The sequence below is a fragment of the Kribbella sp. NPDC050124 genome, from assembly GCF_044460355.1.
GTDB lineage: Bacteria > Actinomycetota > Actinomycetes > Propionibacteriales > Kribbellaceae > Kribbella.
On record NZ_JBITJU010000049.1, the window covers coordinates 1 to 20,064 of the forward strand.

The window sequence follows — 20,064 nt, forward strand, 5'->3', positions numbered from 1 at the left end:
CCGTAGCGAGCAGGTGCTCGGTGCGGTGCATCGGCGTGCTGGAACGGAGGTCTCGATGCGGAGCATCGTGGCCTTCGGGCCAGTGCGGCGAGGTGACGTGCCGAGTGCCGCGCAGTAGGCGGGGAGTCAGGCGACACGCCCTTAGGCGACCTTCGGCCCGGGGTCCTTCGAGACTTCGACTGTGGTCAGTGGTGCCGGCGCCGCGTCGACGGCGGCCTTCTCGCCGAGGAGCTCGGTCTGCGGGAGCACCTCCAGCCGCGGGCGCGGCAGCAGCCGCGGGCGGATGGCCAGGCCCCGCTTGCGCGAGAAGTACAGCACCGCGGCGACCGTGCCGAGGATCGTGAGCCCGCCGCCGGCGATCAGTGACCAGCGGGCGCCGAAGGTCTGGCCGACCCACCCGATCAGCGGCGACCCGATCGGCGTACCGCCCATCAGAACCGTCATGTAGAGCGCCATCACCCGGCCGCGCATCGTGGGCTCGATGCTCAGCTGCATCGTCGCGTTCGCGGCGGTCAGCATGGTCAGCGAGGTCAGCCCGACCAGCGGCAGCACCATGGCATAGGTCAGGTACGTCGGCATCAGTCCGCTGACCAGCGCCATCACACCGAACGCCAGGGCCGCGCCGATCACCAGGCGAGCGCGGATCCGGACCCGGCGGGCGGCCAGCAGCGCGCCGGACAGCGAGCCGATCGCCAGGATCGAGCCGAGGATGCCGTACTCCCCCGCGCCCTTGCCGAACACCTCGGTGGCCATCAGTGCGGATGTCATCTGGAAGTTCAGGCCGAAGGTGCCCGCGAAGAACACGGTGACCAGGATCATCATCAGGTCCGGCCGGCGCCACAGGTAGCGCATGCCGTCGCGGATCATGCCCTTCTCCCGGGCCGCGGGTTTCGGGGTGTGCAGCTCGTCGACCCGCATCAGCCGCAGCGACAGGATCACCGCGGCGTAGGTGAAGCCGTTGATCATGATCACCGGTCCGGTGCCGATCCAGTGGATCAGCAGGCCGGCCAGCGCAGGGCCGAGCAGCCGGGCGGCGTTGAAGGACGCCGAGTTCAGCCCGACCGCGTTGGCGAGCTCGTCCCGGCCGACCATCTCGACCACGAACGACTGCCGGGCGGGGGCGTCGAACGCCGTACCGACACCGAACAGCAGGGCCAGCAGGTACACGTGCCAGGGCACGACCAGCCCGGAGACGGTCAGTCCGCCCAGGACGAGGGCGACCGCGGCCATCGCGATCTGGGTGCAGGTCAGCACCCGGCGCTTCGGGAAGCGGTCGGCCACGACACCGGCGTACGGGCCGAGCAGGAGGGCCGGCAGGAACTGCAGTCCGGTGACGATGCCGAGCGCCGTACCGGAGTGGGTCAGCTCCAGGACCAGCCAGTCCTGGGCGACACGCTGCATCCAGGTGCCGACGTTCGAGATGATCGCGCCGGTGGCGTAGAGACGGAAGTTGCGAACTTTGAACGCGCGGAAGGTCGGACTCATGTAGCCGCCAGGCGTTCGAGAACAGGTGCTGCTTTGCGCAGGATGTCGCGCTCCTCGGGGGTCAGTTGCTTCAGTTTGGTCTGCAGCCACTCGTCGCGGCGCCGTCGGTTGGCCAGGATCAGCTCGTCGGCGCGGTCGGTCAGCTCGACCACGATCTGGCGTTTGTCGGTCGGGTGGGGCCGGCGGGCGACCAGGCCCGCCTCCTCCATGTTCGACACGATCCGCGTCATCGACGGCGGCTTGACCTGCTCGTGGCCGGCCAGCTCGCCGATCGTCATCGCGTCGTGCTTGGCCAGCGCGCCGAGCACGCTGAGCTGGTTGGCGGTGAGGTCGTGACCGGGCTCGCGCTGCCGCCGGATCTGCCGGGACAGCCGCAACGTCGACGACCGCAGGGCACTCGCCAGCCCGACGTCACTCTTCACCTGCTGGGCTACGACTTCGGGCATGTTCGTTAGCTTAACTCATTACCTTTGCTAAAGAAAACGGTTGACCGGCCGGTGGTATTCCCGGTCAGCCGGCACCGGGGCGCTAAGGTTCCCGGACATGGGGACACCTGCGGAGCTCGAGCGGTACGAGCAGCGGTTCCGGCGGGCCGGGCTGCCGCTGTTCATCGAGGACTTCTCGCCGACGCACGACATCTTCACCAGGGCGACCCCGCTGCTCGCGCTGGTGTTCCTGGCCGAGATGCTCGGCGCCACCTCGCTGGACTGGCCGGTCTGGAAGAACGCGCTGGCCGCGATCGCCGCGCTGGCCGCCCTGATCGGCGGCTTCGGGATCCTGAACAAGCTCCGCGGCCGCCCGTTCTGGTCGCTGCCGACCCGGTTCGGCATCCCGGAACTGGCCGTGTTCATCCTGCTCCCGGCCCTGCTGCCGCTGGTCACCGAAGGCCAGGTGCAGCAGTTCTTCGGTGTTGTCCTCGGCAACCTGCTGCTCGTCGGCCTGGTGTACGTCGTGGTGGGCTACGGCCTGATCGCAACGACGTACTGGAGCCTGCGCCGGCTGGCCGGCGATCTGGCCGACTCGATCGCGAGCATGGTCCGGGCGCTCCCGTTGCTGCTGGTGTTCTCACTGGTGCTGTTCATCAACACCGAGATGTGGCAGGTGTTCACCGGGATGCCGATCGAGTTCATCCTGTTCTCGATGGCCGCCTTCACGCTGCTCAGCACGCTGTTCCTGATGGTGCGGCTGCCGAAGGAGGTCGACGCGATCGAACAGGACGCCGCGTCGGGACCGCCACTGCGCCGGCTGCAGCGGCTGAACCTGACCGTCAGCCTGGCGATCCGGCAATGGGTGCAGACGCTGGTGGTCAGCAGCGGGGTTTTCCTGTTCTTCATTGCCTTCGGCATGCTGGGGATCAGCCGGCAAATCTACGAAACCTGGGAGATCGACCCCGGCGCCTGGTCGTACGACGTCCAGCTGCTGGGGCACCCGATGGTGATCAGCGCCGGTCTGGTGAAGGTCGCGGTCGGCATCGCGAACTTCACCGGTCTCTACTACTCGATCGCGCTGATGACCGACTCGTCGTACCGCGAGGAATTCCTCGACAGCGTGACCGTGGAGCTCCGCAAGCTGTTCAAGGCGCGGGCGGAGTACCTGCAACTGCGGGGTTAGACGTCGGCGCCGAAGATCTCGTCGATGCGGGCAGCCCACTCCGGGTACTTCTCGGTCTTCACCAGGTGCAGCGCGTAGACCGCCTTGCCGACCTGCGCGTCGTCCTGGTCGGTGAATCGGACCGCGCTCATCTTGGCGATCTTGTCCAGGATCTGCTCGTCGCCGGCCAGGTGAATCGGGTCGTGCACCGGAGGAGGCACTGACCGAGGTCGGGGTGAAGCTCGCGGAGTGCTACTGCGACGCGAAGTCGGTGGCACTGCGGCGCCTGCTCGCCGCCGAGCTCGGGAACATGCCGGAACTGCTCGCCATCGTCCGCGATCGCGCGACCGACCGGGTCAACGACGCGCTGGCCGACCGGCTGGCCAGGCTGGCGCTGGCCGGGCGGCTCAAGGTGACCGACCCGGCCGTTGCCGCGGAACAGTTCGGGGCGTTGCTGACCGGCCCGCTGGAGACCCGGTCCCGGTTCGGGACGCGGGAGCTGGGTACGGCGGAACTGGCCGACGTCACGCGGAACGCCGTACAGACGTTTCTGCGGGCCTTCGGCAACGAGTGATCAGGTCAGCCAGTCGCCGAGCGGGCCGATCGCGAAGTAGACCACGAACAGGATCGAGACCACCCACATCAGCGGGTGCACCTGCCGGGCCTTGCCGCGGACCAGCTTGAGGATCACGAAGAAGACGAAGCCGGCCCCGATCCCGGCGGTGATCGAGTACGTGAACGGCATCAGGATGATGGTCAGGAAGGCCGGAAACGCGACCTCGAGGTCGTCGAAGTCGATCCCCTTGACCTGCGTCATCATCAGGAACCCGACCAGGATCAGCGCCGGCGTGGCCGCCTCGTACGGGACCAGGGTGACCAGCGGCGCGACCACCATCGAGATCAGGAAGCAGATCCCGGTCACCACACTCGCCAGCCCGGTCCGCGCGCCCTCACCGACGCCCGACGCGGACTCGATGTACGACGTGTTGCTCGACACCGACGCGGCACCACCGGCGGCGGCCGCGACCGAGTCGACGATCAGGATGCGCTGCGAGTTCGGCGGGTTGCCGTCCTCGTCCAGCAGCCCGGCCTCGGCGCCGATCGCGGTCATCGTGCCCATCGTGTCGAAGAAGTCCGCCAGCATCAGCGTGAAGATCAGCAGCAGCGCGGCCACCACGCCGATCTTCTCGAACGACCCGAACAGGCTGAACTCGCCGAGCGTGTCCAGGTTCGGCTTGCTGAACCAGTCCTCCGGCAGCTTCGGCACCGTCAGGCCCCAGCCGTCCGGGTTCTCGGCGGTCCGGGCCCCGATGTTCGCGATCGACTCGACGGCGATCGCCAGCACCGTCGTGGCCAGGATGCCGATCAGGATCGCGCCCTTCACCTTCCGCGCGTACAGCGTGACGATCACGGTCAGGCCGATCACGAAGACCAGCACCGGCCAGCCCCGAAGGTTGCCGGCGACACCTAGCTCGACGGGCGGGCCGGTCAGCGCGGCAGGACGCCGTACGAAGCCTGCGTCGACGAACCCGATGAACGCGATGAACAGGCCGATCCCGACGCTGATCGCCACTTTCAACGGCACCGGGACCGCCTCGAACACCGCCTTGCGGAACCCGGTCAGCACCAGGACCAAGATGATGAGGCCCTCCAGCACCACCAGGCCCATCGCGTCCGCCCAGGTCATCTTGGTCGCGATCGAGAACGCCACGAACGCGTTCAGGCCCAGGCCGGTCGCCAGGGCGAGCGGGAAGTTCGCCAGCACGCCCATCAGGATCGTGACCACGCCGGCCACCAGCGCGGTCGCCACCGCGATCTTCGCGATCGACGCCGCCGGATCAGTGCCACCGCCCACGAACTGACCGGTGCTGTCCTTGACGGTGCCGATGATCAGCGGGTTCAGCACCACGATGTAGGCCATCGTGAAGAACGTGACCACACCGCCGCGGATCTCCCGGCTGACGGTGGAACCACGCTGGCTGATCTTGAAGTACGAGTCCACGAAGCTGGACCGTTGCGGGGCGGTGGCGGCCTGGGGCGAGCTCATGGCGGAATCGTGCCAGGTCCCACCCGCAAGTTGCGAGCACTAACCGCAAGGAGCTGGAAGTCGGCAGCTAAAGTGGGGCCGTGGCAGACGAGCAGCCCGCTGGTTCGAAGAAGCGCACCGACCCGACGAGTCAACTGGCCCGCGGCGAGCTGGTGCACGCCGAGGTCAAGCCACTCGACCTGTCCGGCATCCCCAGCGTCATCACCGGCATCGTCTTGTGGACCATCGCCTTCGTCGTCGTCCTCATCGTCCGCGACGAGCTCGCGAAGGAAGGCCTCGAGTGGTGGCTCTGGGTCACCGTCGCCGGCATCGGCCTCGGCTTCATCGGCCTCTGGTACTGCCGCCGCCGCTGGGCCGCCATCCAAGCCGGCCACCGCAGCGCCATCGAAGACTGACCCCCACCAGAGAACTCCCGCCCAAAGGACACCGCCTCCGGCGGCCCGCACACCCCGTCACGGACTGACGTGCATGGCGTGCAGGTCTGGCGTTGGCCGCTGCAGCCGATCAACAGCACTTTTCTGCCGATATCGGCAGAAAAGTGCCGATAGGCACCGAGCGCCCTCGAATCGGCAAGGTGTTGGGAAAATCCCAACACTTCGCTAGGCTTGGGGCATGGATCAGCAGTTGCTCGCAGTCGGCGAACGCATTCGCTCGCAGATGCCGCCCGGGCTCAGTCAGCGCAGGCTCGCGAGCCTCGTCGACATGACGCCGGACGCTCTGTCGCGTGCGCTCAACGGGCAACGCGGGTTCTCGTCGATCGAGTTGGCCAGTCTCGCCGACTCGCTCGGCGTTGACATCTACTGGCTGATCACCGGGCGCGAAGATCCGCTGCGTGTGGACGTCGCCGCTCGGCATGTTTGGGATCCGGTGCAAGCGCAGCGCGTGAATCCCGGCCGTGAGGCGGATGACAAGGTTCTGGAGAAGGTTGCCGCCGTCTACCGAGAGGCCTATCCCGACGGGCCGTCGGTCTCACCGGACCTCCCTGCTGAGCCAGGCGCGGTTCGAAGGCGCCTGGGCCGCGACTTCGTTCGACGGTTTGCCGAGCAGATCGAAGCGGCGTTCGCCATCGACGTGCTTCGCATTCCTGAGCTCTCCACCGACTACTCACTCCGCATCGGCGGTCGATCGGTGATCCTCCTGACCAGCACTCCGAACTGGTTTCGGAACAACTGGTCCGTCGCCCATGAGCTCGGCCACCTCGTGCTCGGTCACCACGCCGGCCGCGGAGTCGAGAAGGCCAACGAGCAACCGGCCGATGAGTTCGCGGCTGCTCTACTCCTCCCCGAGGACCGCATGCGGGAGATCAACTGGTCCCGGGTCGATGGGACAGAGCTGGCCAAGTTCGTTTGGGACACCGGCGTCTCCACCGAGGCACTGCGCAACCGCCTTCGCAAGCTTCGAATGAAGCCATCTGCCGAGGCATCCGCCGCTCTGGAACAGCCGACCCAACATCTACTTCGTCGACACCTGGCAGCGCTCAGCCGCTATGGCGCAGGAGTAGATGCGGTCGTTGAGCGCGAAGCAGAATCCACTGGCCGAAGGTTCCCGATCCGGTTGATCTCCGATCTGTCGCATCGCGTGCGCTCCGGACAGGCCGATCCGGCCGCCCTCGCCTGGGTTCTGAGCGTCCCGGTCGACGAGATCGACTTCCCGGAACCCGACGACGAAGCCGCTTCACGCGAGTACGAAGAGCTGCTGGCAGCGAAACGGAGTGCTGCCGCGTGGAAGCGCAAGCTTGGCTCGAGCCCTGGTCAAGCGGCGCCCCTGTGAACGAACGACTGCTGAAATGGGAGCAGCTCGACAAGCATCAGGCGACGGAGCTTCAGGCCTTCACCTGTACTGACGAGTGGCCCCGCACTGCCAAGGGTCGGCGGCTCCCCAAGCACCCCCGCGAATGGGAATGGGCCGCACAGCGACATTTCCGCACTCTCGCTGCGCGACTCCAGGCCGGCGAGACCCTCCTCGTGGGACGAGATGACGAGAACGCCGTTGGCGCCGCCGTACATCTGTCCTACGAACAGCACGGAGACCTGCTGGTCGCGACCTTCGAAGCCGGAGCTGTGAGCACGCACTTCCGGAACCTGAGAGACCGGTACGTCGGCGATGAGATCATGGCCGTCGGAAAGGCTGAAGCCAGCACCAGGGCAGTCGGCTCCGGCGCATCCACCCTCGTCCTCCAGGGCTTCATCCACGAACACAACCGAGCAAGCATGCGCATGGCCGCCAGAGCCCGCTGGGAGCCGGAAGGCCTCCCCACCCCGAACGGCTACCAACTCTGGGCAACCGCCTTCACTCCGAACCAGGACAACCCGGCGACTGGAACGCGCATGCGGCCGTAGTTGGCGCGTGGGGCAGCGCTGGTCCTCCGCGCCGAGCACGTCGACCGCACGACACCGGTTCGCGGGGGCGCCGGAGGCGATGGAAGTCAGTCGCCGCCGGAGGTGGTGGGCTTAGTCGGTGGTTACTTCGTCGTCGGATTCTGGTTCGGCGGTGGCTTCTACTTCGGATTGGACGGCGTCGGCTTCGGCTAGTTCCAGGTTGTCGTAGCCGGTGGTGTCGAAGGCGTGGTGGGTGGCGGGCTGGTCGGGGAGGTCGATGGTGGCGTCGGAGTGGGCGCCGCAGCCGTAGTCGTAGGCGACGACGCGGCCCTCGCCGGGGGCCATCTCGTTGGTGCAGACGCCGAAGGCCTGACCGAGACTGTCGGCGAGGCGGATCCAGTAGCCGCAGGCGTGGCACTTGTACGGGACGGCCTGGGCGATCGCGGAGGACGGGCCGAAGTCGCCGCCGTACCAGCGCTCGGCTGCCTCTTCGCGGCCGAACGGCGACAGCACGCGCTCGCGGCCGAGGCCGAGCTCGTCGACGACGGCGCGGACGTCGTCGAGGGCGCCGGTGTCGGTGAAGCCGGGCTCGAGGCGCGGGTCGTCGGCGTGGGTCGGGAACAGGTCGCCGGGGCGCAGGTCGCCGGGCTGGACACGGTCGGACCACGGGATCCACTCGGGCGCGACGACGGCCTCGCCGCCGGGCAGCATCACGACCTCGTTGACGGTGACCGTCTTGGCGCGGGAGGCGCGGGTCAGCGTGACCGCCCAGCGCCAGCCGCGGTACCCGGGGTGGGCGGAGGCGAAGTAGTGCGTGACGAGGCGCTCACCCTCGACCAGGTGACCGAGGTGCTCCCCGACCTGCGCGGCGCCGGCTTCGGCGATCGCGGCCTCGCGCGCGGGTTCGACCGCCGCGACACAGACGGCGTCAGCCTTGGCACGAACCGGGTCCGGAGTTCTGACGGGAGTCACAATCGCCCATTCTCGCACGCCCGCGAGGGTGCTCGGAACGCGCCGTGACTACGGTCTGTCCCCTGCAGGAGGCAGGATGGTTCCATGCAGAGCCCAGACCCCGCGGACCGGAAGGCGACGCCTGGTGGACCCGGCGCGAACCCGACCGGCGGGACACCTGGCAACCAGGCTGGCGACAAGACCGGTGACCGGCCCGGTGAGAAGCAGGCGGGCAAGAGCAAGGCCGAGCGGATCAGCGGCGCGAAGGAGAAGCTCGGTACGGCGAGCAAGAAGGTCGGCCACGCCTCGAAGGTCGGCGCGGGCGGGGTGGCAGCGGCGTCGCGCAAGACGGCCACAGTCGGCGGCAAGGTCGGCCGCGCCACGGGCCGGCGCATCAGCGGCCTGACCGGCGCTCAGGGCGCCCGCGAGTCCGGGCTCTCTCGACTGATCGAGCTGGGCGCGGTCAACGCCGCCGCTGACACCGCGTTCGCCGTGTCGCTGGCCGGCACCGTGTTCTTCGCCGTACCGAGTGAGCAGGCCCGGGACCGGGTCGCGCTGTTCCTGGTACTGACGATGGCGCCGTTCGCGCTGATGGCGCCGCTGATCGGGCCGATCCTGGACCGGTTCCGGCACGGCCGCCGGTGGGCGATCGGGGCGACGCTCGGCGTGCGTGGATTCCTGGTCTGGAGCCTCGCCGCCTCGATGACCGGCAGCAGTTCAGACTGGCTGTACCCGGCCGCCCTGGGATGCCTGGTCGCCTCCAAGGCGTACGGCGTGACGCGGGCATCCGCCGTACCGAGGCTGCTCCCTAAGGAGATCACTCTCGTCACGGCGAACTCCCGGATCTCGTTGGCCGGTGTCGCGGGTGCGACTCTCGGTGCGGGCATCGCGGCTGCGTTCGCGTCGATCGGGCCGGAGTGGTCGCTGCGCTGGGCCGCGCTGCTGTACACGGTCGGCCTGGTGCTGGCGATCCGGCTGCCGAGCAAGGTCGACTCCCCCGCCGGTGAGGAGATGACCGGTACGGCGGGGCGCGACGCGCGGCGGCGGGCGATCACCTCGGCGGTGGCGCGCGGGATCCGGTGCAACCTCGGACTCCGGTTCGTGTCCGGATTCCTCACCATGTACCTGGCCTTCCTGCTGCGGGACGAACCGGTCAGCGGGATCGACGGCGCGCTGGCCGCCGGCGCGGTGATCGCGGCAGCAGGTCTGGGCAACAGCCTCGGCACCGTGGTCGGATCGTTGCTCAAGGCCCGAAAACCCGAGACCGTCGTCCTGGTCGTGCTGCTCGCGGACGCGACGGTCGCGATCCTCGTCGCGGTGTTCTACGGCTTCCCGATTCTGATCGTGCTCGGCCTGGTGGCCGGGTTGTGCAGTTCCCTCGGCAAGCTGTCACTGGACGCGATGATCCAGCGCGACGTGCCGGAGACCGTGCGTACGTCGGTGTTCGCCCGCTCGGAGACGGTGCTGCAACTGTCGTGGGTGATCGGCGGCGGCTGTGGGATCGTGCTGCCGCTGATCCCCCGCCTCGGCTTCGGGTTCCTGGCCGGCGTACTCCTGATCGTCGTCTTCCTCGTCGTCCGGATGAAGCCGTCCGGCCGACCGGCCGGCCCGATCAAGCCGCGGCAGCCGGCGCCGAAGCCGCCCGCAGCCAAGCCGGAGCCCGAGCCGCCGACGAGCACGAGCCGGACGATCCTGACCACCAGCGTCGCCGAGCAGCGCGCGAACCGCGAGAACACCCAGCGCCGGTACGACGAGCCGACGGTGGAACTGAAGCTCGACAACCAGCAGCAGCCGCAGCAGCCGGTCGGGAAATGGTGGAGCGGCCAGCCCGACGAGGACGAAGAGGAAACCCTCGAGGACCAGGCTCCCTGGGCCGAGGAACCGACGGTCGAACGCAACCGTGGCGGCATCTTCAACCGCCGCCGCGGCGGCGGCCGCCCACCGCGCTAGCCGACTGGCGGGTTGTGTCACCGCTGACGTGTTGCAACACACCAGCGGTGACATATCCCGGCGGTGGTCAGGCCACCGGTTGCACCTCGTCGGTGGGACTCTCCACCGGGGTCAGGCCGCGGAGGGTGAGGGTAGCGGCCACTGCGGTTGCGAGGAGCAGTAGAGCGCCGACGATCGCGACTACGTTCAGGCTGTGGGTGAAGGCGTGGCGGGCGGTGGCGAGGACGGCTTCGGCTGCCGGCCCCGGGAGCTGGGCGGCCACGGCGGTCGCCGACGGGAGGCCTTCGCGGATCGGCGCCGCGACGTCCGACGGGAGGTCGGCGCGGTAGGCCGCCGTACCGATGGAGCCGAGGATCGCGATCCCGAGCGCGCCGCCGAACTCGCTGCAGGTCTCCATCACCGCCGACGCCGACCCGGCTCGCTCCGGCGCGACTGATCCGACGACCGCCTCGGTGACCAGCGACATCACCATCACGAGCCCGGCGGCGAGCAGTCCGGAGCCGACCAGGATCAGCGCGAGCGGCGAGTCCGGACCTACCTGAGTCAGTACGACGAACCCGGAAGCCGCCAGCACGAAGGCGCCACCGATCACGTACGCCCGGTCGACCCGCCGCGCGAGGATCGCCGCGACCGGCGCCGCACCGCCCACGACCACAGTCGGAGCGAGTGCCCAGAGCGCAGCCTTGAACGGGCTCAGACCAAGCACGAGCTGCAGGTACTGCGTCATGAAGATCGCGTTCCCCACCATCGCCAGCGTGCCGATCGTGTTGGCCGCGAGCGACCCGCTGAACACGCGGCTGCGGAACATCCCCAGCTCGATCATCGGGTACGACGCGGTCCGCTGCCGCTGCACGAACAGCGCCCCGAACACGACCCCGGCCACGATCGCCACCACCGGCAACGCCGACGCTCCATGCGCCGCGAGCTCCTTGATCCCCCAGATCACCGGCAGTACGGCGGCCAGCGACAACGCCGACCCGATCAGGTCGAACCGCCCGGCGTCCGGCGTCTTGAACTCCGGCAGCAGCAGCGGCGCGAGGATCAGCAGCAGCACCATCGCCGGGGTGTTGATCAGGAACACCGACCCCCACCAGAAGTGCTCCAGCAGGAACCCGCCGAGCACCGGCCCCAGCGAGATCCCGCCCAGCATCACCGCGCTCCAGAATGCGATCGCCTTCGACCGCTGGGCCGGGTCGTGGAACATGTTCCGGATCAGCGCCAGCGTCGACGGCATCAAGGTCGCCCCGCCGATGCCGAGAATCGCCCGGGCCGCGATCAGCTGCTCCGGGGTCTGCGCGTACGCCGCCGCCACCGACGCCAGCCCGAACGCGACCGCACCGAACAGCAGCAACCGACGCCGCCCGATCCGGTCACCCAGGGAGCCCATGGTGATCAGCAGCCCGGCCAGGACGAACCCGTAGATGTCGAAGATCCACAGCTGCTCGGTCGCCGACACACCCAGGTCCGCGGAGACGAACGGGACCGCGAAGTACAGCACCGAGACGTCCATCGATACCAGCAGTAGCGGCAGCGCGAGCACGCCGAGCGCGATCCACTCCTTGCGTCCCGCCCGTTCCGTCGTACTCATGACACCCCTCCGATGATCTGTGTACGGCACCCACTGTGTGCGCCGTACACAGACCATATCCGATGACTGTCTATGCTGTAAACAGATAGACTGCGGCGTATGGACATGACCGAACTGCCGCGGGTGCTGCAGCAGCTCTGGGGAATCGAAGGGCGGCAGCGACCGGGACCGAAACCGGCGTTCCACCTGAGCGACATCGGCCGGGCCGCGATCAAGCTGGCCGACGCCGGCGGGCTGGCCGCGGTCTCGATGAGCAAGGTGGCGGCCGAGCTCGGCTTCACCACGATGTCGCTCTACCGGTACGTCGACGCCAAGGACGACCTGTACGTCGTCATGCTCGATCACGCGTTCGGTGAGCCGCCGGCGCTGGAGCAGGCGACCTGGCGGGAGCGGACCACCGCCTGGGCCGAGGCGTTCCGGGACGCCATGGTGCGGCACCCGTGGATCCTGCAGGTGCCGATCTTCGAGCCGCCGCTGTCACCGAACCAACTGGCCTGGATGGAGCAGGGGCTGCGCGCGTTCGACGACACGTCGCTGACGCCGGCCGAACGGGTGTCGTCGATGCTGCTGGTGAACATCTACGTCCGCGGCGCCGTCCAGATCACGGCGGACATGCAGACCCGATCGGCCGAGGAGGCGCAGGAGGCCGATCGCCTCTACGACGCCAGGCTCAAGCTGCTGGCCGACCCGGAACGGTTCCCGGCGATCGTGGCCGGGCTGGTGGAGGACACCGGCCACGCGGACGACGGCGACCCCAGTGAGTTCAGCTTCGGCCTGGACACCGTGCTCGACGGCATCCAGGCCCGGATCGACGGAAGGGCTTAGTGTCCGACGCGGGACACTAGAAGTCGAGCTTGTCGGCGACGCCCCGCAGCACGGTGGCGACCTGGCGGGCGGCCTTGTTGTCGGGGTGGCGGCCGCGGCGGTACCCCTCGCCGAGGTTGTCGAGCAGCTTGATCAGGTCCTCGATGACGAGCTGCATCTCCTCCGGCTTCGGCCGCATCGCCTTCGCCACCGACGGCGGCGGGTCGATCAGCCGCACCTGCAGAGCCTGCTCGCCCCTGCGTCCTTCGACGACACCGAACTCGACCTTCTGGCCCGGCTTGAGGTTGGTGACACCCGCGGGAAGAGCGTCGGCACGGACGTAGACGTCGCCGCCCTCCTCCTTGCTGAGGAAGCCGAACCCCTTCTCGGAGTCATACCACTTGACCTTGCCAACGGGCACGGTGACCTCTTCGTCTGTCAATCGTCGGAACAGGGGACGGGCGTACTGCCCGATCGGCTACCCAGCGTACGTGAACCCGCGTCGGGGCGCCTCCGGAAAACTACCTGAGCGGGCAAGCGTTCCGCATCATCAGCGGTACTTCTCGGGGTCCTTCAACCGTTCGTTCATCGACCCCGACCGGAACCCGCGCGGATCGACCCGGGCAGCCGGGAAACCCTCCGCCACGACGGCGTCGACGAGCGGCCGGTGATCGACCTCGTCCAGCAGCCGGGCGTCGATCTCGATACTCGCCGTCTCGCCGACGTCACGGACCCGGACGTTCTCGACGCCGTACGGCGTGAGCAGCGAGCGGACCGCCTGTTCGGCCCGGTCGACCCGGGCCAGCAGGTTCGGCGTGATCCGGATGCCGTACGCGATCCGGCTGGACAGGCAGGCGGCCGCGGGCTTGTCCGACGTCTCCAGCCCCCAGCTCCGGGAGGCCTCGCGGATCTGCGCCTTGGTCAGCCGGGCGTCCTTCAGCGGCGTGATCGCGCCCCGCTCGAACGCGGCCCGGATCCCCGGGCGGAAGCCGGCGATCGCGTCGTCGGCGTTCGTCCCCGTCGCGATCGCGGTGATGCCGAACTCGTCCGCGATCGGCTGCAGCGTCTCGACCAGCTCGGCCTTGCAGAAGTAGCACCGGTCGCCCGCGTTGGCCTGGTACCCCTCGCGGTCCATCTCGTGCGTGTGCGGAGTGACGTGCCGGACGCCGATGCCGTCCGCGAACCGCGCCGCCGGCTCCAACTCGGCCACCGGCAGGCTCGGCGACACCGCGGTCGCCGCGACCACGTTGGCCGGCCCGATCGCCCGCGCCGCGGCCGCAAGCAGGAACGCCGAGTCAGCGCCGCCACTGAACGCGACCACCATGTTCGGGTAGCTCGACAGCCGCCGCATCAGCGCTTCCAGCCGCTGCTCGAGCACGTACGCGTCCAGCCAGGCCGGGAACTCGGTGAGATCGTTCAGTACGACGTCCGCGCCGTACGCACGAAGCTCGTCAGCAGTGAACGGCCCAGTGGCCACGCTCACCGCGACCGCACCCGCGGCGCGCGCACCGTCGATGTCGGCGGTGTGATCGCCGACGTAGATCGTCGCCTGGTGTTCACGCAGCGCGATGCCCTTCTTGGCGCCGTGCAGGTCACCGACCGGCTCGTCCACGTCGAGCCCGAGGTGCTCGAGGTGCAGCACGACGGACGGCGTGTACTTCGCCGACACCACCATCGTCCGGCCGCGCAACGCCCGTACGGCGGCCAGCGACTCGAGCACACCGGGAAGCGGCAGACTGCCGGTGATCGCGTGCGACGGGTAGTGCTCGCGGTAGCGGGCGACCATCGCGTCGACCTGCTCCGGCGGGAACCAGTTCGCCATCTCCCAGGTCAGCGGCGGGCCGAGCCGGCTAACCACCAGGTCGGTGTCGATCGGCACGCCGGTCTCCGCGGCGATCAGGTCCCAGACGGCCTGGATCCCCGGCCGGGAGTCGATCAGCGTCATGTCCAGGTCGAACCCGACCACGAGTTCCGGCACGTCGAAGGTGGCGGCAGCAGGCTGGATCTCGGCGGTTGACACGTCCCCAACCCTACGTGAGACCGCCCCACGCCCCCGGTCTCGCATCTCGAAACGGACGATAAGCCTACTAATTCAGTAGGAAAATACATATTAAGAACACCCTCGCTCATCGAGGGCGAGGAGCACGTGCTGCCGATCGACTCCGACTACGGCAAGGCGAACAGCTGGCACACCGACGTCACGTTCGTCGACCGGATCCCCGCGATCAGCCTGCTCCGCGCGGTCACGCTGCCCGCGTACGGCGGCGCGACCACGTGGGCCAACACCGTGACGGCGTACGCGAAGCTGCCCGCCGCACTGCAGGCTCTGGCGGCCAAGTTGTGGGCTGCAGAACCGGGTCACCAACCTCGACAACACCGTCCGCTGGCAGTGGCAGCCCGGTGACCTGGCGATCTGGGACAACCGGGCGACGCAGCACTCCGGCGTCGCGGACTACGACGACCAGCCGCGGCGGTTGCACCGGATCACCCTGGCCGGCGACATCCCGGTCAGCATCGACGGCGTCCGCAGCACGCCCCGGACCGGGAACGCGGACCACTTCTCCGCACTTGACAGCTGAGGTCACGCTGTCCGACCTCTTGACATTCTGGACAGAAATGTAAACCCTCGGTCTCATGGACTCGTTCGCCGACCGGACCAAGCGCCGACTGCGCGACGAGCTGCTGGACAACGCCTACGACGCGATCGTCGCGGGCGGGTACGACGGGCTGCGGATGAACGACGTGGCCCGTCGTACCGGCGTCTCCCGGCAGACCGTCTACAACGAGTTCGGCGACAAGTGGGGCGTGCTGCAGGCGGTTGCGGCACGCGAGACCGAGCGGTTCCTGCTGGACGTGAACGCGGCGCTCGCCGAGGAGTCCGACCCGATCGACGGCCTGCGGGCCGCGGTCGAGCGGGCCCTGACACTGGCCGGGGAGAACCCGCTGGTGAAGGCGGCGCTGGGCCAGCCGGGATCGGATCAGGCCAGCCAACTGCTGACCACACGGGGGCAGCAGGTGCTGGAGGTGGCCCACCTACGGCTGGGTGAGCACGTCAGGGAGCACTGGCCGGAGGTACCACCGGAGGACGCGACCAACTGCGTCGACGTCGCCTTGCGCGTCGTCCTCAGCCACATCGTCACGCCAGGCCCTCCCCCGGCGGCGGTGGCGGCGCAGTTGGCTCGCGTCCTCAGCCCCTTTCTGTCCGAGGCCAGGAGGCAGCGATGACGACGACCACGAATCCCCTGCACCGACAAGGTTTCAACTCACTGAAGTCCGGCGGGTTCAACTGGGACGCGCTGCCGCTGCGGCTGTTCGACAAGGGCAATCGCAAGTTCTGGAACCCGCGTGACATCGACTTCAGCCAGGACGCGAAGGACTGGCAGGAGCTGAGCGCCAACGACAAGGACAACGCGTTGATGCTCTGCGCCCAGTTCATCGCGGGCGAGGAGGCGGTCACCGAGGACCTGCAGCCGTTCCTGCGGGCGATGGCCGCCGACGGGCGGTTCGGCGACGAGATGTACCTGACCCAGTTCTGTTTCGAGGAGGCCAAGCACACCGCGGTCTTCCGGCTCTGGCTGGACGCGGTCGGCATCACCGAGGACCTGCACCACTACGTCGAGAACAACCCGGGCTACCGCGCGATCTTCTACGAAGCCCTTCCGGTCGCGCTCAAGTCACTCGCCGACGACCCGTCGCCGGCCAACCAGGTCCGCGCGAGTGTCACCTACAACCACGTGGTGGAAGGGACTCTGGCCCTCACCGGCTACCACGCGTGGAACCTGCTCTGCACCTCGCGCGGCGTCCTGCCCGGTATGCAGGAGCTGATCCGCAAGATCGGCGACGACGAACGCCGGCACATGGCCTGGGGCACGTTCACCTGCCGCCGCCACGTCGCCGCGGACGCGTCGAACTGGCAGGTCGTCACCGACACGATGGAAGAGCTCCTCCCGCACGGGCTGACCCAGATCCAGTGGGCCTTGGACAACTCCCCCGAGCTCCCACCAGAGATCAACCCGACCGCGTTGATGGCGTACGCCGGCGACCGCGCGACCCGTCGCCTCGGCGCGATCGAGTCGGCGGTCGGCGCGGACGTGGCCGGGATCGACCTCGACTACTCCCCGGAGAAGCTCGAGGACGTCTTCGGGGACGAGGACTCAGCCGCGCTGGCGGCGGTTCGCCAGGACAAGGACCAGGGCGGCAGTCGCCAGGACCGCGGGTAGCCAGGTGACGGTCGTCGTACCGGCGTGGTCGGCGACCTGGCCGCCGGCGAAGGCGCCCAGGGCGATCGATCCGTTGTAGACCCCGACGAGTACGGCGGACGATGCTTCGGGGGCACCAGGTGCCGCGGCGTGCCCCCAGGCCTGGGTGCTGACGCTCGTGCCGCCGTGCGCGAAACCCCAAGCCAGCAAGAGGATCAGGGCCCCGGCGATGGTCGTGCCGGCGAACGGCATCAGTACGGCGACCGCGGCGATCCCGGCCGCGATCACGGCGATCGCACGCGTCGGGCGGAGGGAGCCGGCGACGAAGTTGCCGACGATGCCGGCGCCGCCGTACGCGAGAAGAAGCGTGCCGATCAGAGCCGGAGTGATGCCTGCCTGCTTCTCGAGCAGCGGCCGGACGTAGGTGTAGGCGGCGAAGTGGCCGGTGACGAGGAGTGCGACCAGCGCGAGGCCGACTCGCAGTTGCTTGAGTTTCAGGACGTCGGTGACGTCACACAGGCGGACCGCCTTCTCCGCGGCCAACGGCGGAAGGAGGAACGCGAGGGCGATGGCCAACGCGCCGGCCAGGATGCCGACGGCGACGAAGGCCCAGCGCCAGCCGACCAGCTCGCCGACGTACGCACCGGCCGGAATCCCCAGCACAGAAGCGATTCCGATCCCGCTGAAGATCAGCGAGGTCGCCGGACCGGCCGCATGCTCGGGTACGACGCGCCGCGCGAGACCGACCGTGAACAGCCAGACCCCGCCGATCGAGATCCCCATCAGCACCCGCGCGGCCATCAACGTGCCGAAGTTCGGCGCGGCAGCCGCGAGGAACCCGGCCGCGGCGAGCAGCACCAGCAGGCCGACCATGACGGTGCGGCGGTCGAGCTTGCCCAGCACCAGCGGCAACAGCGGTGCGGCCAGTGCGGAGACGATGCCGGTGACTGTCAGGGTCAAGCCCGCGGTGCCTTCGCTGATCTGGAGGCCTGAGCCCATCGGGGTGAGCAGGCCGACCGGCAGCATCTCGGCGGTCACCACGGTGAACACGGTCGCGGCCATGGTCACCGAAGCGGCCCAGCCGCCGGTCCTGGGCATCACCTGGTCGGCGCAGATCGTCGTCATACTTCAAGGTTTCGGCCACCCAGGGGTGCGGAACAACGGCGATCTGGTCATGCTTGTATTAGCTGAGCTAATCGATCGGGAGGTCGGAGATGGCGGTCGAGATCCGTGAGCTGGAGTGCTTCCTGGTGCTCGCGGACGAACTCCACTTCGGCCGTACGGCGGAACGCCTCTACCTCTCGCAGAGCCGGGTCAGCCAGCTGCTGAAGTCGCTGGAGCGCCGGATCGGCGGACCGCTGTTCGAGCGGACCAGCCGCCGGGTCGCGTTGACCCCGCTGGGCAAGGAGTTCCTCACCTCACTGCGACCGGCGTACGCGGCGCTGGAGCGGGTGGTGGACAACGCCCGCGACTACGCCAACTGCGTGAAGGGCAAGCTCCGGATCGGCTTCCAGGGCACGGCGAACGACCAGATCCTGGCCGCGGTCTCGGAGTTCCAGTCGCGCAACCCGAACTGCCTGATCGACACCGCCGAGCTCCCCCTGAACGATCCGTTCGGCTCGCTGCGACGCGGCGAGGTCGACGCCGCCGTCGTGATGATGCCGGTCGCGGAAGACGATCTCGTCCTCGGCCCGGTCTTCTCCCGCCAGCCGCAGACGCTCACGGTCTCCACCCGGCACCCGCTCGCCGACCGCGAGAACCTCGACATCGAAGACCTCGCGGGCGCCGTCCTCGTCGCGATCTCGGGTCCCGCACCCGGCTACTGGCGCCAAGCCCAGGCGCCGACCCAGACCCCGGCCGGCGCGCTGATCCACCGCGGCCCGGAGTACCGCACTCTCCAAGAAGGCCTGTCACTGATCGCCGCAGACCGCGGCGGCATGCTGCTGTGCCTGCGCAGCGCCGAGCAGAACCGCCGGGCCGACATCGTCAACATCCCGATCACCGGCGTCGCCGAGTCGGCCCTGGGCATGGTCTGGCGTCGCGGCGAGGACACGCCTTCCCTGCAAGCGTTCGCGACGTACCTGCGGTCACGCGAGTCCGAGTAGCTCCACCGACTTCTCGCGCATTTCGACCTTGCGGATCTTGCCGGTCACGGTCATCGGGAAGTCGTCGACCAGGAGGACGTACTTCGGGATCTTGAAATGGGCGAGTTTGCCGGTGGCGAAGGCCCGGACGGCGTCGGCGTCGAGCGGGTCGGCGCCGTCTTTGAGCTTGATCCAGGCGCAGAGCTCCTCGCCGTACTTGGCATCGGGGACGCCGACCACCTGGACGTCGGCCACCGCCGGGTGGGTGTAGAGGAACTCCTCGATCTCGCGCGGGTACACGTTCTCGCCGCCGCGGATCACCATGTCCTTGATCCGGCCGACGATGTTCACGTACCCGTCCTCGCGCATCACCGCCAGGTCGCCGGTGTGCATCCAGCGCGCCTGGTCGATCGCCTCCGCGGTCTTCTCCGGCTCGTCCCAGTAGCCGAGCATCACCGAGTACCCACGGGTGCACAGCTCACCGGGCTCGCCCCTCTCGACCACGAGCCCGGTGGCCGGGTCGACGAGTTTCACCTCGACGTGCGGCATCACCCGGCCGACTGTCGACGTACGGCGATCCAAGTCGTCGTCGCGCCTTGTCTGCGTCGAGACCGGCGACGTCTCGGTCATGCCGTAGCAGATCGCCACCTCGGCCATGTGCATGTCCGCCACGCAGCGCTTCATCACCTCGATCGGGCACGGCGATCCGGCCATCACACCGGTCCGCAGACTGGTGAGGTCGTACTCGGCGAAGTCCGGCAGCCCGAGCTCGGCGATGAACATCGTCGGTACGCCGTACAACCCGGTGCACCGCTCGTCCTGGACCGCCCGCAGGGTCGCCGCCGGATCGAACGCCGGCCCGGGAATCACCATGCAGGCACCGTGCGTCGTACAGCCGAGGTTGCCCATAACCATTCCGAAGCAATGATAAAAGGGCACTGGCAGGCACAGCCGGTCTGAGGTGCCCCGAGGTTGCCGGACAGCGACCCAACTAAGATTGGGTTGTCTGGAAAGGAAGATCTTTGCCGCGTCCGAAGAGGAGCTTTTC

General features: G+C 68.6%; 21 protein-coding genes. 11 read left to right on the forward strand and 10 right to left on the reverse strand.

Features of this window, described 5'->3' with window-relative positions:
* Positions 1-141 precede the first annotated feature (141 nt).
* Positions 142-1,485 carry an MFS transporter gene (locus tag ACIBL3_RS46210; protein WP_396360422.1) on the reverse strand — a complete coding sequence of 448 codons (1,344 nt, stop codon included), beginning with the start codon at positions 1,483-1,485 and terminating at the stop codon, positions 142-144.
* A complete protein-coding gene (locus ACIBL3_RS46215) occupies positions 1,482-1,931 on the reverse strand; it encodes a MarR family winged helix-turn-helix transcriptional regulator (RefSeq protein ID WP_396360423.1) in 450 nt (149 codons plus the stop codon). The genes ACIBL3_RS46210 and ACIBL3_RS46215 overlap by 4 nt, the downstream gene beginning before the upstream one ends.
* Positions 1,932-2,028: 97 nt before the next feature.
* Here ACIBL3_RS46215 and ACIBL3_RS46220 point away from each other — a divergent pair, with 97 nt between their 5' ends.
* Positions 2,029-3,096, forward strand: coding sequence for a hypothetical protein (locus ACIBL3_RS46220; RefSeq protein WP_396360424.1), 1,068 nt, complete (start codon positions 2,029-2,031; stop codon positions 3,094-3,096).
* Here the strand turns inward: ACIBL3_RS46220 and ACIBL3_RS46225 are convergent.
* On the reverse strand, positions 3,093-3,284 hold the full coding sequence (locus ACIBL3_RS46225) for a hypothetical protein (protein ID WP_396360425.1): 192 nt from the start codon (positions 3,282-3,284) through the stop codon (positions 3,093-3,095). The two genes, ACIBL3_RS46220 and ACIBL3_RS46225, sit on opposite strands and share 4 nt — an antisense overlap.
* An 11-nt stretch (positions 3,285-3,295) precedes the next feature.
* Here ACIBL3_RS46225 and ACIBL3_RS46230 point away from each other — a divergent pair, with 11 nt between their 5' ends.
* Complete coding sequence (locus tag ACIBL3_RS46230; protein ID WP_396360440.1) at positions 3,296-3,649, forward strand: TetR/AcrR family transcriptional regulator C-terminal domain-containing protein; 354 nt, start codon at positions 3,296-3,298, stop codon at positions 3,647-3,649.
* On the opposite strand, the gene ACIBL3_RS46235 is transcribed toward ACIBL3_RS46230, so the two are convergent.
* Positions 3,650-5,122 (reverse strand): NCS2 family permease, encoded by a 1,473-nt coding sequence (locus ACIBL3_RS46235; protein WP_396360426.1) that lies wholly within the window; start codon positions 5,120-5,122, stop codon positions 3,650-3,652.
* An 80-nt stretch (positions 5,123-5,202) separates the two neighbouring features.
* On the opposite strand from ACIBL3_RS46235, the gene ACIBL3_RS46240 reads away from it, so the two are divergent.
* The 3 genes from ACIBL3_RS46240 (at position 5,203) to ACIBL3_RS46250 (ending at position 7,461) form a co-directional block, all read left to right on the forward strand.
* Positions 5,203-5,517 carry a DUF2530 domain-containing protein gene (locus ACIBL3_RS46240; protein ID WP_396360427.1) on the forward strand — a complete coding sequence of 105 codons (315 nt, stop codon included), beginning with the start codon at positions 5,203-5,205 and terminating at the stop codon, positions 5,515-5,517.
* A gap of 262 nt (positions 5,518-5,779) precedes the next feature.
* Positions 5,780-6,892 carry a helix-turn-helix domain-containing protein gene (locus ACIBL3_RS46245; RefSeq protein ID WP_396360441.1) on the forward strand — a complete coding sequence of 371 codons (1,113 nt, stop codon included), beginning with the start codon at positions 5,780-5,782 and terminating at the stop codon, positions 6,890-6,892.
* Positions 6,889-7,461, forward strand: coding sequence for a hypothetical protein (locus ACIBL3_RS46250; RefSeq protein WP_396360428.1), 573 nt, complete (start codon positions 6,889-6,891; stop codon positions 7,459-7,461). Before ACIBL3_RS46245 ends, ACIBL3_RS46250 begins: the two co-directional genes overlap by 4 nt.
* Before the next feature lie 111 nt (positions 7,462-7,572).
* Here the strand turns inward: ACIBL3_RS46250 and ACIBL3_RS46255 are convergent, their stop codons facing one another.
* Positions 7,573-8,412: a DUF3027 domain-containing protein gene (locus tag ACIBL3_RS46255; protein ID WP_396360429.1), complete on the reverse strand. Its 840-nt coding sequence runs from the start codon at positions 8,410-8,412 to the stop codon at positions 7,573-7,575.
* A gap of 84 nt (positions 8,413-8,496) precedes the next feature.
* Here ACIBL3_RS46255 and ACIBL3_RS46260 point away from each other — a divergent pair, with 84 nt between their 5' ends.
* Positions 8,497-10,341 (forward strand): MFS transporter, encoded by a 1,845-nt coding sequence (locus ACIBL3_RS46260; RefSeq protein ID WP_396360430.1) that lies wholly within the window; start codon positions 8,497-8,499, stop codon positions 10,339-10,341.
* Positions 10,342-10,408: 67 nt separating this feature from the next.
* Here the strand turns inward: ACIBL3_RS46260 and ACIBL3_RS46265 are convergent, their stop codons facing one another.
* Complete coding sequence (locus tag ACIBL3_RS46265) at positions 10,409-11,929, reverse strand: MFS transporter (RefSeq protein WP_396360431.1); 1,521 nt, start codon at positions 11,927-11,929, stop codon at positions 10,409-10,411.
* Positions 11,930-12,028: 99 nt separating this feature from the next.
* Here ACIBL3_RS46265 and ACIBL3_RS46270 point away from each other — a divergent pair, with 99 nt between their 5' ends.
* Positions 12,029-12,754, forward strand: coding sequence for a TetR/AcrR family transcriptional regulator (locus ACIBL3_RS46270; protein WP_396360432.1), 726 nt, complete (start codon positions 12,029-12,031; stop codon positions 12,752-12,754).
* A gap of 16 nt (positions 12,755-12,770) precedes the next feature.
* On the opposite strand, the gene ACIBL3_RS46275 is transcribed toward ACIBL3_RS46270, so the two are convergent.
* Together ACIBL3_RS46275 and larE are read right to left on the reverse strand one after the other, a co-directional pair.
* Positions 12,771-13,154, reverse strand: coding sequence for a cold-shock protein (locus ACIBL3_RS46275; RefSeq protein WP_360531207.1), 384 nt, complete (start codon positions 13,152-13,154; stop codon positions 12,771-12,773).
* 129 nt (positions 13,155-13,283) lie between these two features.
* A complete protein-coding gene (gene larE, locus ACIBL3_RS46280) occupies positions 13,284-14,753 on the reverse strand; it encodes an ATP-dependent sacrificial sulfur transferase LarE (protein ID WP_396360433.1) in 1,470 nt (489 codons plus the stop codon).
* Between the two features lie 126 nt (positions 14,754-14,879).
* Here larE and ACIBL3_RS46285 point away from each other — a divergent pair, with 126 nt between their 5' ends.
* The 3 genes from ACIBL3_RS46285 to ACIBL3_RS46295 all read left to right on the forward strand — a co-directional run bounded on the left by ACIBL3_RS46285 (position 14,880) and on the right by ACIBL3_RS46295 (position 16,953).
* Complete coding sequence (locus tag ACIBL3_RS46285; protein ID WP_396360434.1) at positions 14,880-15,137, forward strand: TauD/TfdA dioxygenase family protein; 258 nt, start codon at positions 14,880-14,882, stop codon at positions 15,135-15,137.
* Positions 15,138-15,367: 230 nt separating this feature from the next.
* Positions 15,368-15,958 carry a TetR family transcriptional regulator gene (locus ACIBL3_RS46290; protein WP_396360435.1) on the forward strand — a complete coding sequence of 197 codons (591 nt, stop codon included), beginning with the start codon at positions 15,368-15,370 and terminating at the stop codon, positions 15,956-15,958.
* Positions 15,955-16,953 (forward strand): R2-like ligand-binding oxidase, encoded by a 999-nt coding sequence (locus ACIBL3_RS46295; RefSeq protein WP_396360437.1) that lies wholly within the window; start codon positions 15,955-15,957, stop codon positions 16,951-16,953. The genes ACIBL3_RS46290 and ACIBL3_RS46295 overlap by 4 nt, the downstream gene beginning before the upstream one ends.
* On the opposite strand, the gene ACIBL3_RS46300 is transcribed toward ACIBL3_RS46295, so the two are convergent.
* Positions 16,888-18,057, reverse strand: a complete 1,170-nt coding sequence (locus ACIBL3_RS46300) for an MFS transporter (protein WP_396360438.1) — start codon at positions 18,055-18,057, stop codon at positions 16,888-16,890. The two genes, ACIBL3_RS46295 and ACIBL3_RS46300, sit on opposite strands and share 66 nt — an antisense overlap.
* An 89-nt stretch (positions 18,058-18,146) precedes the next feature.
* On the opposite strand from ACIBL3_RS46300, the gene ACIBL3_RS46305 reads away from it, so the two are divergent.
* Complete coding sequence (locus tag ACIBL3_RS46305) at positions 18,147-19,037, forward strand: LysR family transcriptional regulator (RefSeq protein WP_396360439.1); 891 nt, start codon at positions 18,147-18,149, stop codon at positions 19,035-19,037.
* Here the strand turns inward: ACIBL3_RS46305 and ACIBL3_RS46310 are convergent.
* Complete coding sequence (locus ACIBL3_RS46310; RefSeq protein ID WP_396360442.1) at positions 19,020-20,036, reverse strand: AMP-binding protein; 1,017 nt, start codon at positions 20,034-20,036, stop codon at positions 19,020-19,022. The genes ACIBL3_RS46305 and ACIBL3_RS46310 overlap by 18 nt on opposite strands.
* Between the last annotated feature and the right edge of the window lie 28 nt (positions 20,037-20,064).

Bases quoted from the DNA above. Each gene is read 5' to 3' on its own strand.
- ACIBL3_RS46210 (WP_396360422.1), bottom strand. From the start codon at position 1,485: ATGAGTCCGACCTTCCGCGCGTTCAAAGTTCGCAACTTCCGTCTCTAC.
- ACIBL3_RS46215 (WP_396360423.1), bottom strand. From the start codon at position 1,931: ATGCCCGAAGTCGTAGCCCAGCAGGTGAAGAGTGACGTCGGGCTGGCG.
- ACIBL3_RS46220 (WP_396360424.1), top strand. From the start codon at position 2,029: ATGGGGACACCTGCGGAGCTCGAGCGGTACGAGCAGCGGTTCCGGCGG.
- ACIBL3_RS46235 (WP_396360426.1), bottom strand. From the start codon at position 5,122: ATGAGCTCGCCCCAGGCCGCCACCGCCCCGCAACGGTCCAGCTTCGTG.
- ACIBL3_RS46245 (WP_396360441.1), top strand. From the start codon at position 5,780: ATGCCGCCCGGGCTCAGTCAGCGCAGGCTCGCGAGCCTCGTCGACATG.
- ACIBL3_RS46260 (WP_396360430.1), top strand. From the start codon at position 8,497: ATGCAGAGCCCAGACCCCGCGGACCGGAAGGCGACGCCTGGTGGACCC.
- ACIBL3_RS46265 (WP_396360431.1), bottom strand. From the start codon at position 11,929: ATGAGTACGACGGAACGGGCGGGACGCAAGGAGTGGATCGCGCTCGGC.
- ACIBL3_RS46270 (WP_396360432.1), top strand. From the start codon at position 12,029: ATGGACATGACCGAACTGCCGCGGGTGCTGCAGCAGCTCTGGGGAATC.
- ACIBL3_RS46290 (WP_396360435.1), top strand. From the start codon at position 15,368: ATGGACTCGTTCGCCGACCGGACCAAGCGCCGACTGCGCGACGAGCTG.
- ACIBL3_RS46295 (WP_396360437.1), top strand. From the start codon at position 15,955: ATGACGACGACCACGAATCCCCTGCACCGACAAGGTTTCAACTCACTG.
- ACIBL3_RS46300 (WP_396360438.1), bottom strand. From the start codon at position 18,057: ATGACGACGATCTGCGCCGACCAGGTGATGCCCAGGACCGGCGGCTGG.
- ACIBL3_RS46305 (WP_396360439.1), top strand. From the start codon at position 18,147: ATGGCGGTCGAGATCCGTGAGCTGGAGTGCTTCCTGGTGCTCGCGGAC.